Annotated in this window: 11 protein-coding genes; 7 read left to right on the forward strand and 4 right to left on the reverse strand. The window is 45.8% G+C overall.

Annotated elements, in window-relative coordinates; translation table 11 throughout:
• Window positions 1-192: 192 nt before the first annotated feature.
• The 5 genes from Q1V85_RS10765 to Q1V85_RS10785 all read left to right on the forward strand — a co-directional run bounded on the left by Q1V85_RS10765 (window position 193) and on the right by Q1V85_RS10785 (window position 5,142).
• Entirely contained in the window at window positions 193-1,188 is a 996-nt protein-coding gene (locus Q1V85_RS10765; protein ID WP_300599748.1) for a hypothetical protein, read from the forward strand.
• 245 nt (window positions 1,189-1,433) lie between these two features.
• On the forward strand, window positions 1,434-2,795 hold the full coding sequence (locus tag Q1V85_RS10770; protein ID WP_300599750.1) for a TrpB-like pyridoxal phosphate-dependent enzyme: 1,362 nt from the start codon (window positions 1,434-1,436) through the stop codon (window positions 2,793-2,795).
• A gap of 131 nt (window positions 2,796-2,926) precedes the next feature.
• On the forward strand, window positions 2,927-3,346 hold the full coding sequence (locus tag Q1V85_RS10775; protein ID WP_300599751.1) for a hypothetical protein: 420 nt from the start codon (window positions 2,927-2,929) through the stop codon (window positions 3,344-3,346).
• Between the two features lie 157 nt (window positions 3,347-3,503).
• Entirely contained in the window at window positions 3,504-4,205 is a 702-nt protein-coding gene (locus Q1V85_RS10780) for an SMUG2 DNA glycosylase family protein (RefSeq protein WP_300599753.1), read from the forward strand.
• A gap of 4 nt (window positions 4,206-4,209) precedes the next feature.
• Complete coding sequence (locus Q1V85_RS10785) at window positions 4,210-5,142, forward strand: TlpA disulfide reductase family protein (protein ID WP_300599755.1); 933 nt, start codon at window positions 4,210-4,212, stop codon at window positions 5,140-5,142.
• Window positions 5,143-5,203: 61 nt separating this feature from the next.
• Here Q1V85_RS10785 and Q1V85_RS10790 read toward each other — a convergent pair whose 3' ends face one another.
• Window positions 5,204-6,124: a phosphoribosylaminoimidazolesuccinocarboxamide synthase gene (locus tag Q1V85_RS10790; RefSeq protein ID WP_300599757.1), complete on the reverse strand. Its 921-nt coding sequence runs from the start codon at window positions 6,122-6,124 to the stop codon at window positions 5,204-5,206.
• Window positions 6,125-6,261: 137 nt separating this feature from the next.
• Between Q1V85_RS10790 and Q1V85_RS10795 the strand changes: the two genes are divergently transcribed.
• Window positions 6,262-8,970: a TonB-dependent receptor gene (locus tag Q1V85_RS10795; RefSeq protein WP_300599758.1), complete on the forward strand. Its 2,709-nt coding sequence runs from the start codon at window positions 6,262-6,264 to the stop codon at window positions 8,968-8,970.
• 29 nt (window positions 8,971-8,999) lie between these two features.
• Window positions 9,000-10,292 (forward strand): fasciclin domain-containing protein, encoded by a 1,293-nt coding sequence (locus Q1V85_RS10800; protein ID WP_300599759.1) that lies wholly within the window; start codon window positions 9,000-9,002, stop codon window positions 10,290-10,292.
• Window positions 10,293-10,419: 127 nt separating this feature from the next.
• Here Q1V85_RS10800 and Q1V85_RS10805 read toward each other — a convergent pair whose 3' ends face one another.
• From Q1V85_RS10805 to Q1V85_RS10815, 3 genes are all read right to left on the reverse strand, one after another.
• Window positions 10,420-11,247, reverse strand: a complete 828-nt coding sequence (locus Q1V85_RS10805) for an SDR family NAD(P)-dependent oxidoreductase (RefSeq protein WP_300599761.1) — start codon at window positions 11,245-11,247, stop codon at window positions 10,420-10,422.
• A 70-nt stretch (window positions 11,248-11,317) separates the two neighbouring features.
• Window positions 11,318-12,202 (reverse strand): phytanoyl-CoA dioxygenase family protein, encoded by an 885-nt coding sequence (locus Q1V85_RS10810; protein WP_300599763.1) that lies wholly within the window; start codon window positions 12,200-12,202, stop codon window positions 11,318-11,320.
• A gap of 623 nt (window positions 12,203-12,825) precedes the next feature.
• Complete coding sequence (locus Q1V85_RS10815; RefSeq protein ID WP_300599765.1) at window positions 12,826-13,692, reverse strand: AraC family transcriptional regulator; 867 nt, start codon at window positions 13,690-13,692, stop codon at window positions 12,826-12,828.
• Window positions 13,693-13,759 lie beyond the last annotated feature (67 nt).

Below are 13,759 nucleotides of genomic sequence, written 5' to 3' on the forward strand. Positions count from 1 at the left end.
GTTCCATGATTTGAAAACTGCTGTTTCCTGTTCCGGGCAATATTTTAGTACCGGAATTTTCTTATTTTTATAGTGAGGACTTATTGAGACCAGTACCAACTGACAGCGATAATTTACCTTATTTAATTTGTAAAACATAAATCATGCAACAGGAACAAAATTGCTGTTGCAATGCTGTATAATATACGTAGTATGACTACCAAAAAAAAAATCATTAAACCACCGGTATTATTTGCCGAAACGCAAAAGCTCATAAAAAAAATTCAGGTATCGGGGAAAATAAAAATCCTTGTATACTGGAATTCTGTGAGAGGCGCTGTTTGCCAGAATGATGTAAATTCCGTTTATGAGATTATCAAGGACTGGGGGATACAGGATCAAATTTATCTGTTTATAAAATCGGCCGGAGGAGATGGCAAAGCGTCGCTCCGTATTATTAATTTGCTAAGAGAGCATACTCAAAGGTTAATTGTATTTATATCTGAAGAGTGTTCATCAGCCGCAACAATAATGGCCTTGGGAGCGGATGAAATTCATATGGGGCCGTTGGCATTCTTATCTGCGGTGGATACATCGCTAACACATGACTTGTCTCCGGTCGATAAAGACAATGATTTGGTAAGTGTGAGTCAGGATGAATTAACCCGGGTTCTGAAGTTATGGAAAGAAGCGGGAAAAGAAGAAAATCCTTATCCGGACTTATATGCGCATATTCATCCGCTTGTGTTTGGTGCGTTGGACAGGGCCAGTTCATTGTCGATAAAGCTCTGCACTGACGTTCTATCCTATCACATGAAAGACAAACGAAAGGCCGCCATGATCAGCAAAAAGCTAAATTCCGACTATCCCTCGCATAGTTACCCCATTCTGTCGAAAGAAGCCAAAGAAATTGGGCTAAATATAAAGCTGCTCGATAAAAGGATTAATGATATGTTGTTTGAACTTAATAGCCTGTATTCCCGGATGGCTCAGAAGGCACTAACCGATTTTGATGAAAATAATTATCATGATAACGAGATCCGGAACATTATAGAGGCCGAAGGTATACAAATTTACTACCAGGTAGATAAAGACTGGCATTATCGAAACGATGAACGCCGTTATATACCGCTTAATGACAACAGCTCCTGGTATAAGGTAAAGGGATCTATGCAAAACTTTCAAACGGAGGTGTTTCAGCTTCGATAAAAGCAGGCCGGGCAATAGCTTGTCTTTTGGGTATAAAGCAGGAATGCTAGTGGTATTCCGGCAACAGAGGTAATAGGGGCTTGATAAAAATGGTTGGTAGCGCATGGGATCTTTAATCAAAAATGCCTGGCACAGCATGGGAGGTATTTGTTCCGATTTTTAAAAAATGTTCATTTTAAATTGGGTATATAGTATAAGTATTTTAAATTTAGTCCTTTAGATTCTAATTAAAACCCAAATCATAAATGGAAAAGAAAATCCTTTTGAATGAAAAAGATATGCCCACGCAATGGTACAATATTGTAGCGGATATGCCCAATAAGCCGCTGCCGCCGTTGCATCCCGGTACAAAGCAGCCGATCAGTGGCGAGGATCTTGCACCGTTATTTCCTATGGATCTGATCCAGCAGGAAGTTTCTGCGGAACGGTATATCGATATACCGGAGGAAGTGCAGGAAGCCTACCGGATCTGGCGGCCCACACCATTGATCCGGGCAACGGAGTTTGAAAAAGCATTAAAAACAGATTGTAAGATCTATTATAAATATGAGGGCACCAGTCCCAGCGGATCGCATAAGCCAAATACGGCCATTCCGCAGGCATATTATAATAAAAAAGCCGGGGTAAAGCGGATCATTACCGAAACCGGCGCCGGGCAGTGGGGAACGGCATTAAGCTTTGCCTGTGCACATTTCGGGATCGATTGTGAGGTATATATGGTGCGCATCAGTTTTAACCAGAAGCCGTACCGGAAAATATTAATGAATACGTTTGGCGCCAAGGTATATGCTTCGCCCAGTACCAATACACAGGCGGGAAGGAACGCCCTGGAGGCAAACCCCGATACGCCGGGAAGCCTGGGCCTTGCCATATCAGAAGCCATTGAAATTGCTGCCGACGATGAGGATACCAAATATTCACTGGGATCGGTATTGAACCACGTGTTGCTGCACCAGACCATCATTGGCCAGGAAGCAAAAAAACAATTGGAATACACCGGTGATTATCCCGATGTGATCATTGCCCCGTTAGGTGGCGGATCCAATTTTGCGGGCCTGTCGTTCCCCTTTATAAAAGACAAAATTGAGGGTAAGAACGTTCGCTGTGTGGCCGTGGAGCCGGCGTCTTGTCCAAAGCTCACCAAGGGTAAATTTATGTATGATTTTGGAGATACGCAGGGTTATACACCGCTGTTGCCCATGTTTACATTGGGACATGGCTTTACACCCGCAGCCATACATGCCGGCGGCTTACGGTATCATGGCGCCAGTGTATTGTGCAGCCAGTTATTAAAGGACGGACTGATTGAAGCAAATGCCATTCAGCAGCTGGAATGCTTTGAGGCCGGGGTATTGTTTGCAAAGGCAGAAGGGATTGTACCGGCGCCGGAAGCGAACCACGGTATTGCCCAGGTGATCCGTGAAGTAAACCGGGCCCGTGAGGAAGGCGTACAAAAGAATATCCTGTTTAACCTGTGCGGACATGGTTTTGTGGATATGGCGGCCTACCAGGATTATTTCGACGGCAAGCTGGTGAATCATTCGTTTACCGATGAGGAACTGACCGTAGCGCTTAAGGATATAGAAGCGCTGCAACCGCAATCATGATTGTAAGAGATCAGCGATAAAGAGCCGGCGTCCATAGCCGGCTCTTTTATTTTTATGATATGAAGTGAACGGTTACTTATATGAAAGTTCTGTATTAAGGGTATACCAACGAACGATTAAATACGCTAAAAATGAAAACAAAAATGATGTTAACGGGCCGGTTACCGGTGATGGCCATTGCGTTTACCGGAACAATCCTCTTCGCCGGTTGTTATCATGCGCAGATGATGCGCTTGCGGGCTACCGGCGAAAAAAATACGTCCATAGTATTATATGGGAACAAGCCATTGACTGGTGAAAGGGCCGCTGGTGATACGGGCCAGATCGTAATCCGTGTTCCCCAGGGAAATACGACCAGCCGGGAATTTTATTTTGGAATGGGTAATTGGAGTGATGCGGACCTGGAGGCGTTGGTCGATAATATTGATTCCGTTATCATTACAGGAAGCAATGGCATTGAACGATTGAATGATAAAAGCGCTTTAAAAACCTATCTTCAGGCGCATTGCGGTGGTTTTGGGCACAATGAGCTTAAGCTTGAGGCAAAATAAAAAGGAAGGCGCTACGTGTTGTGATTTTGTGCGTTTGCTGCGGTTGAATTTTTACCGGGTAGTCTCCCGGTTTCTTTTTCGGGAAAACGGTACCTGTTATTCCCGGAGTATAAAATTAAACGGTAAAGAACCAAATTATTTTATAGCTTTAAATACCATGGCAACCTTTGCAGACAGAGTGATTGACTTTAACAGGCATTTGAAATATACCGGAAAACTTCCGGAAGGGTTCCAGGTAATGAATCCATACCTGGATAATCCCGAAACCATGCAGGTGATGCGGTCATTTTATCGTAAGTATTATAATGATACCCGGCAACGGAAATTCATCATCGGTATCAATCCCAGCCGTCATGGTGCGGGTGTAACCGGTGTGCCCTTTACAGATACAAAAAGACTGGAACAGGCTTGCGGTATCAAAATGCAATCGGCCTATACGCATGAAGTGTCTTCGGTATTTATATATGATATGATCGCAGCCTGGGGTGGCGCCGCGTCGTTTTACAAGAAGTTTTATATCAATTCGCCATTTCCGCTTGCCATCATCCGGAGCGCAGGCGACGGTAAATGGGTAAATGCAAATTATTATGATGATCCGGCGCTTTTTGAAATGGTAAAGCCTTTTATGATTGAATCCCTGGAAAAGCATATCAGTCTTGGATTGGACACTTCGGAGGTTTTTATTTTAGGGAAGAAAAACGCTGCATTTATTAATAAGCTAAACGATACCGCCCGGTTATTTGATAAAGCCATCGTATTGGAGCATCCCCGTTATATTGAGCAATACCGGTCGAAAGACAAGCTGCTGTACATTGATAAATACGTCCGGGAGTTTGGCAGATCTGCAACAAAAAAATGAAGTAATGAGTAAAATGCAACAGTTTCGTGGTACCCTACATTGCGGAGGTTCACCATTCCGGCAGCGCAATTCATTGAAGACGCTCAGTTCGCTTTTATCTGGTTACTACCGGAACTGTTATTGGATATCCGTTTTATGCTGGAGCGTTCTGTCTTGTCAGCATGCAGACCAGCGCCCTGATACAGCACCGGAAACAATTGCGGCAATTGAGACCCATTCGCCGTTACCGGATGAAAACTATGCTGTTCATCCGGAGGAGATTTTAAAGGACGATGTTAGCTGGAATGCATATGCCTATGACCAGTTGCAGCTGTCGCAAGACTTTACCGGCCTGGATGCAGATTCGAACCGTATTGATAAACGGGCGTTCCTGCAGCAATTAATGACCGGAAAACTAGTGGCATTCAGGATCCGGCGGGTTCAGGGGATACCGGTATATCGATTATATAAACTCAATCAGGATCATGATCATATCGGGTCCGGTGCGATGGAACTGGGCTACAGGGAGATGAAAAATTTTCAAATGGAAGGGGAGCTGTTGCCGGAATTTCACTTTACCGATCTGAACGGACAGCTTTATACAAACGAATCTGTAAAGGGAAAGCTGCTTGTATTAAAGTGCTGGTTTATTCACTGCGTGGCCTGCGTGCAGGAATTCCCCGATTGTAATGCCCTGGTGGATGCTTACAAAGATCGAAAAGACGTGCTGTTTGTAAGCCTTGCAAGTGACGAAAAAAAGGAGCTTGAAAACTTTTTAAAAATGCGGGAGCTCCGGTATGCGGTCATTCCGGAAACAGGGCCGTTTATGAGTGATAAGCTGCATATTACTTCGTATCCAACGCATATCCTGGTTGGCCCGGACGGAAAAATCTTAAAGGTAGTGAGTGCCATTGGGGAGCTGAAGCCCTTTTTGAAACGGGCTGTCGATCGTTTATAAAAGAAAAGCCATCCGTTATTGCTTGTGGATGGCTTGTACATATGATAAAGCAGATTATTCTTTATTCTTCCAGCGCTTTTACAATGCGGCTAAATAAATCTTCATCGCTCGCCGGCTCCGGTTGAAACGCTGTTCCGATCACTTTTTCATATAATTCGATATAGCGGTTAGAGATGGTCTGGATCCATTCATCGCTCATTTGCGGAACAGTTTGGCCTTCCTTACCCATAAAATTATTGGCAATCAGCCATTCCCTTACAAATTCTTTGCTCAGTTGTTTTTGCTTTTCGCCGGCTGCCAAACGCTCTTCAAAACCATCCGCATAAAAATACCGGGAGCTGTCCGGAGTGTGAATTTCATCCATGAGGATGATGGCTCCGTCTTTTGTTCCGAATTCGTATTTCGTATCTACCAGGATCAGCCCCTGTTTGGCTGCCAGTTCCTGTCCGCGTTTGAAAAGCGATAAAGCCAGGCGTTCCAGTTCATTCCATTCGGCTTCAGATGCCAGTCCCTGGCGGATGATTTCTTCCTTACTAATATCCTCATCGTGTCCTTCATCGGCCTTGGTACTGGGCGTAATGATGGGTGTGGGAAAGGCTTCATTTTCGCGCATTCCTTCCGGCAGGGCCACCCCGCATAATTCCCGTTTTCCAGATTGATAGGTTCTCCAGGCATGTCCGGTTAAATGACCCCGCACCACCATTTCGATCTTGAATGGAACACATTTAATACCGATAGACGCGTTGGGAGCCGGAACCTGTTGCAACCAGTTATTGCAGATATCCCGGGTGGCATTGAGCATATAAGCCGCGATCTGGTTCAGTACCTGTCCTTTAAAGGGAATGGGGCGGGGAAGGATCACATCAAAAGCAGAGATCCGGTCCGAAGCGATCATTACCAACCGGTCGTCATTGATGGTATATACATCTCTTACTTTACCCTTATAAAAGGCGGTCTGGCCTGGAAAATTAAAGTTTGACATGCTGCGAAAATAATCAGCCTTTGAATATGAATGGCTTCCGGGCCGGAAAAAATTCCGGGGAACTCCGTTTGAGGGAAAATTAAATTTTTATTTACCACTAACAAGTGTTATTTTGATGTTCAAAACCATTTAATTTTATGAGACCTGCGATTCGCCAACTTGCCTTCGTATGCCTGTTTAGCCTGTGTTGTGCTGTAGCCCTTGCCCAGGCCGGAACCATTACAGGCTTTGTTAAAAACAGCGAAACCGGGGAGGGTATTAATGCCGCTTCCGTAATTGTTTCCGGCAGTGTGTCCGGTACTTATACGAATGCATCCGGTAATTTTTCCATCCACGTGTCATCGCTTCCGGTTAAACTGATTGTTAGTTCCATCGGGTTTGCCACACAGGAAATAACGGTAAGCACGCGGGAACCGGTAACGGTTTCCATGGTGTTGGGTACCGCACTTGGACAGGAAGTGGTTGTTTCGGCCAGCCGCACGGCAGAACGGCTTATTGAATCACCTGTTACTGTAGAGCGGGTAAGTGCTGCCGCAATTAAGAATGCGCCTGCAGCCAGCTATTATGATATCCTTTCCAAACTGAAAGGGGTGGATGTGGTGAATGCATCCCTTACATTTACATCGCCTACCACCAGAGGATTCGGAGGCAGCGGAAACACCCGTTTTAACCAGTTTGTGGATGGGATCGACAACCAGGCGCCGGCACTTAATTTTTCTGTTGGAAGCGTGGTAGGACTGAGCGAGCTTGATGTGGAAAGCATGGAGCTCTTGCCCGGTGCTTCTTCCGCTCTTTATGGCTCCGGGGGCATGAATGGTACCTTATTGGTAAACAGTAAAAATCCGTTCAATTATACCGGGCTTTCTTTCCAGGCAAAGACCGGCGTGATGAACCTGGATAATAAATGGCGGGGGGCATCGCCCTATTACAATTTTTCGCTGAGATGGGCGCAGAAGCTATCCGATAAATTTGCCTATAAGATCACTTCCGAATATGTTCATGCGAAGGACTGGCTGGCGCGGGATTACCGGAATTACGGCCGGGTTGGTACCAACGGAGCCATTAAGGACGGTACCCGCGAAACCGATCCCAATTACGACGGCATCAATGTATATGGAGATGAAACCACCATTAATTTAAGATCGCTGGTGCTGAATGCAATTGGGGCACAGGTGCCGTTCTGGCAATCTTATATCAACCAGCTGCCGGCCAATATTCCCGTTTCCCGAACCGGCTATACGGAAAATGAACTGGCCGATCCCAATACTGTTAATTATAAGCTGGCAGGAGCACTGCATTATAAAATTACGCCAAGGATCGAGGCCATACTGATGGGACAGTTTGGAACGGGGAATACGATCTATACGGGAAGCGACCGGTACTCATTGAAGGATCTGAAGATTGCACAATATAAATTTGAGCTGCGATCCGATAACTGGTTTGCGCGCGCCTACACCACCCAGGAGAACGCTGGTGAATCGCACAATCTTACAGCCACTGCCCGGCAGTTTAACGAGCTGTGGAAGCCCAGTACACAATGGTACCAGGAATATGGTTTTGCATACCTGAATGCAAAAATGTCGGGTATGAACGATATCGATGCACATAACAAGGCCCGTGCAGTTGCCGATGTTGGCCGGCCGGAAGCCGGTTCTTCGGAGTTTAAAACGATGTGGGATTCTGTACGTTTAAAACCCATCTACAAGAATGGCGGTTTGTTTTTAGATAAATCCGACCTGTATGTTGCAGAGGGACAATATAACTTTTCATCCCTGCTGAATCATGTGGTGGATGTACTGGCAGGTGGCAACTGGCGGCAATTTGTTTTAAACAGTGAAAATACCTTGTTTCATGAAGTGAATGGTCCCATTAAGATCAATGAACTGGGCGCCTATGTACAGGTGGCAAAGGAAGTGATCAGGGATCGCTTAAAATTAACGGCTTCTGGCCGGTATGATAAGAATGAATATTTTAAAGGTAAATTTACGCCCCGGATCACCGCCGTTATTCAACCCGCAAAAGATCACAATATCCGCCTGTCCTATCAAACGGCTTACCGTTTTCCCAGTACGCAGCAACAATGGATCGACCTTACGGTGGGAAGCGGTACATTGATTGGAGGAAATAAAGTGATATGGGAGGCATATGATCTGATCAATAACCCCGGTTATTCTGCGCCGGAGTTCATCACCAATCCGGCCAACCGGATCCCGGTAACGTATAAAGAAGTCAAACCGGAAAGTGTAACCAGTTATGAACTTGGATATAAAGCACTGATCAAAAGCAAGGTACTGGTAGATGCCTATGTATATACCGGGCAATATGAAAATTTTATCGGGCGACGGGATGTGGTGCAATTCTATGATGCAGCTGACCCTGCCAAATACCGTGGAATTTCTGTAGTGGTCAATTCGGATGTAAAGGTAAAAACCTTTGGATGGGGCATGAGCATTGACTGGCGGTTACCGTCTAATTTTTCGGTAAACGGAAATATCTCTTCAGATGAGATCAAAGACGTGCCGGATAATTTTAAAGCCTCCTTCAATGCCCCCAAATACCGGGCCCTGCTGGGGTTGAGCAATTCTGGGTTCGGTCCCAGGAATCTGTTTGGGTTTAATATAAACTGGCGCTGGCAGGATAAGATCGATTTTGAAGGCGATTTTGCCTCCGGCAGGATCAACCCGACGCATATCGTTGATTTCGCATTGATGTACCGGCTGCCGGCCATTAAATCGCAACTGAAACTGGGTGCCAACAACCTCCTGAACCAGTATTATATCAATGGCATTGGTAACCCAAGCATCGGCGGGCTCTATTATCTTGCATTTACCTATAACTTACAGTAACCACTTTGCTTACATTAAACACACTACATATGCGCTTCTATCATAAATTTTTTAAGAAAACCGGATTCCTGCTGCTTGCAATGGGGTGGCTCCTGCAGGCCTGTAATAAAGACCTTCCGGAAGCGGTTCCGATAACGCCGGAAAAACCTGCAGCTACCGAAACGATATTACAAAAACTGAATGCACCGGAGTTCTCTATTTTAAAAACGGCCGTGGAAAAGGCCAGTACATTTGCCAGCACCACCGGAAAATTAACGGATCTGCTGGGCAATACTAATGGGGTATTTACCTTTTTTGCTCCTGATAATACGGCGATCTACACCTCTTTTTCTTTATTGGGATTACCCGCGGATGCATCCTCGCTAAATTTCTTTAGTGCCGGTCAGCTGGATTCTATGTTAAAATACCATCTTATCGGTGGCACACAGCTTACCAGCAGTGTGATCAGCAGTACTGCACCCGCGCTCAATATGTATTTGCAAAGCATGCTGGTTTTAGCGCAGCCTTCCGCAAGTTTGCCCCCCGGTTACCGGATGCCCATTTTTATGGGTAAACAGGGACCGGTTGTTTTTGTAAACAATGTTCCGGTAAAAACGCCGGATATTATGGCTTCAAATGGCGTGATGCACAAAGTGGCCGTGGCATTGCTGCCCCCTGATAAAGTGCTTTGGCAAACCATTGCTGCCAATGCCGGGGGAAGTTATACCTATTTTAAGGCCGCTGTTATACGGGCAGATGGCGGTGAGAGCGCAACCGGACAGTTTCAAAGCGCTTTAAGTAACCCTACAGCCAATTTTACGGCCCTGGTGCCTACCAATACAGCATTTGAACAACTGCTGATTGGGCAAATTACCAAAGTATTGCTGAATAAAGGGGTACCAGGGGCCGTAGCGGTTAATTCCGCAGAGGCACTGGTGGCGGGTTATGGCGTAACCCTTATTTCAAACCCGGCTTCCGTTCCGGTTTACGGACCGGATTTGGCCGCCGTAATTACGCCCCAGCTTTTACAGGGTGTTGTGGCGTATCATTTGCTGATAAAACCGGGTACTACGCCCCTGGGATACCGGGATTTTACGGTGAATTTTCCGACAGATAGTGTGGTGAATGTACCCACGCTGGTTAACGCTTCGGTGCCTGCACACCCCGGTGTAGGGCTGAGGGCAAGTTTTTCAGGAGCCACGCTGAATTGGGCAATTGTAAAAGGCCTGGGCAATGGTACGGCGGCTAATATCATACTCAATGCACCACCCAGCAGCACCAATGATCTCAATCATATAAACGGTGTTCTTCACCGGATAGACCAGGTACTATTGCCTCAGTAGCATCAAAAAAGACCCCTTAATTCGGGGCATTGTTTTTGCAGCGATTTACCGGATGGTTGGAGACGGATATGAAAACGAAAAGCAGCACGGGTTGATGTGCTGCTTTTTTAAGCGCCAGACGGCGTGTTTATGATGGGGTTAGTATCAGCGATGGCGGCGGTGTCAGGGCTTTCTCCGGCCGTGGCCGGTAAATACCCGCTGCAATACACTCCGTAACGATTTTCGGAAAGAACCGGGGTAGTAGGGCATTCAGCCGGTTCGTAAACCCGGGAATGATCTCTGCTTTTCCCTTAAACATTCCTTTTACCGCAATACGGGCTACCTGTTGTGGTGTCATATTAAAGCGGGCTGCAATTTTTTTTGTATGCGCCGCCATACCTGCCCGGTTCACAAAATCGGTATCCGTGCTTCCGGGACTCAGACAGCTTACAGAAACCGACGAAGGCCTCAGTTCCTGTCGCAGGCTTCTTGTAAAGGACAAAACAAACGCCTTTGATGCGGCATAAACAGACAGGAAGGGGACGGATTGATAACTGGTCGTGCTTCCAACATTTAGCAGGTAGGCATCCGGAACATTTTTAAGAACAGGAATAAACAGATATGCAATCTGCAACTGGGCTTTTATGTTCACATCGATAATATTTAATTGCTGTTCAAGACCCAATGTTTCAAATGCTCCGTTCAAACCATACCCGGCGTTATTTATAACAATTTGCAATTTGGAATGATAGTGAACGGTTTGCCGGAAAATATATTCCGCTGCATATTTATCTGACAGGTCCAGGAAAATGGGCTTAATAGAAACTTCGTATGTTGTTTGCAGATGCGCTGCGGTTTTTGCCAGTTGTTCCCTGTCAAAATCGACCAGGATCAATTGATAGTTTTTTGCTGCTAACGCTGCCGCAATAGCGCGGCCGATACCTTTGGCAGCGCCGGTGATTAATGCGTATGACATGGTTTATGGATTCGTCGGTTTAAAAAATCGCTTTCGTATAAAAAGATAAAGAAGGACCCAGATCATTGTACTAGCTGTTAAGTTCGGGTAATAGGGGAAGTGCCTGTGATCTTTCTTTCCCGGATTTTCCTTTGAGCAGAAGCGTACTCCGTTTAATACCGGCCAGTTGGTGGTAAAAAGGGGTAGCGCTGTTTGCGTCTTTAGGATGATAGTCACCGGTGATTACCGGGATATACATAACCCGTCTGCGGCTTTTTTCGCCAGAGAACGGCGATTGCTGAACCCGGTGCCAGAGGCGGCCATCGTGTATGGTAAGGTCACCTGCTTCAATGGAAAATCCGGTTTCTTTTTTATCAGGCGCGTGATCTACAAAGTATTTCTTTTTAAAGAAAAGGTTCCATAAACCCTGGTTATGGGTGCCCGGTATCACCCGGAGCCCGCCATTTTCATAAGGGCAGTCATCGAGGTGCAGTCCTACATTCAACATGGGCTTTATGCGCGAGCCCAGAAACAGATCTCTCGGGCTGTCTGTATGCCAACCCAGGCGGGTAAAGCTGCTGTCGCCGGAATTGATATAATGATTTACAACCAGCCCATCTTTTTCATTTTCGCCGATGCGGCCCTGGTAGGGGGCCAGCAATGCAGTAAGTGCACCCAGGGCTTCGCTGTTTAAAAAGCGGTGCAGGGTATCACTGTATTGCGATGCAAAAGCAATACGCTGGATGATCGTCCGGCCATCGGTACCTGTACCGTATTTAAGCGGTATCCCGTTTACTTTGGTAATCTGCCGGGCAATCAAATACTGTTCGATGTTGCGGATCTCAACCAGGAAACCCGCAACGGTACTTTTGGAAATGAATTGTTTGAAATGCAATACACCGTGTTTTTTCAGGTAAGCCTGGTGCTCCGGCTCGATCTGCCCATGAAAGGCAAAGCTTTGTAACTGATGGCTCATGGAACTATAGTTTTATAATAATGAATAAAGTTTGTGTAAAGACTGCAAAAGCGTGATGATCCGGAAATGATTGCCGGAAAGAAACGAGACTAACAACAACACATTCGACCGATAGCCGAAAGGAAGTCCGGGCGAAAACACCGGGACGAACGGCAGAGGATCCTGTATGGTGAATGTTGTGACACGTTGTAATTATTAGTCTACTTATTTTGTAGACTACAAAAATAGGAAGATTTTTTATACAACCAAATTTTTTTAAAAACAATAAAAATCTTCTGGAATCAATCGTTTCATCGGCGTCAATCCTGAGCAGACCGGGTAACAGGCAGGGCCTTCGCTTTAAGAATATAAGATAGTCAGTGAATGTGTAAGTTTTATCAGGATTTGTGTAATTACAGGCAACTGCGTCAAAGTATCTTTGACTCCTCGTTCGAAGAGATCCTTTCAGCAGGAGCAGGAAGAACGGGATCGAATATTCAGCGCACAACACAAAACCAATACTAACCTGGAAGAATGCCCCCATTTAAGTTAAGAGGTAGATGGAAAAGAGGCTCCCTTTTGGGAGCTTTTTTTTTATGCGGTCGTGTGAAACGGGTAGTGGTGAATGCCCTGAGCGGGGCGTATCAGGCCTTTGATGCCGCAATCTGTTTTCTGTATGATCGGGGAGAAAGTCCGGTTTTGGATTTGAAGAAGTAAGAGAAATAGGCGATTTCGTTAAAGCCCAGTTCATAGGCAATTTCCTTTACAGACATTCCGGGCGTATGCATCATTTTTTTTGCTTCCAGGATTACCTTTTGCTGAATCAGCGAGATGGCCGATGCTTTCCGGTTTCGCTTACAAAGGATGGATAGATAATTGGGGGTTACATGCAATTGCTCTGCATAAAACGCAACAGATTTATGTTCGCGGAAATGTTGTTCGATAAGCGCCTGGAATTTTAGCAATACGGGATTGTTGGAAAAGGCATCCGAATGAGCACCTTCATTTTCTGTTTGCCGGTTGGCCAATGTAAAAATAAGCCGGATCCGCAGGCTTACGATCTCCCATGAAACCGGTAGTGGATGCATAAGTTCCTGGCTGATGAGCTGGAATTCTGCAACGGTTTTCTGATAGGATTCCGGCGACAAATCGACCACGGGCCGGTGATGATACCGGGTTTCGGAAAGTTGCAGGGTTGCAGCAAATTTTTCAAACAGGTATTTGGTCGCAATCAGTCGCTGCCCCCTGGAATCTGCACCCAGCTGCCATTGATGAAGCTGGCCGGGAAACAGGAAGTGTATCTGGTATGGATGCACTTCGTAGTCGATAAAGTCGATAGTATGCGTACCGCTGCCACTTTCGAAAAGCATAAAGACAAAAAAGTCATGAGCCTGGGGAGTATCAATCTGGTTCGCACCCTGGAAGGGGGAATAGATCACGTTGTTTTCAACATCGGAGTTAGCCTGGAAGCTGGTGGCAAAACAAACCGGGTATGAATCCTTCTCTGTCATATGGACGTTTGGTTATGAGTTCATAATGGTAGTAGGGCCGGATATACTTTTGACGCTTCGATAAAAA

Origin of the sequence: Niabella sp. (assembly GCF_030150205.1) — a bacterium.
Lineage (GTDB): Bacteria > Bacteroidota > Bacteroidia > Chitinophagales > Chitinophagaceae > Niabella.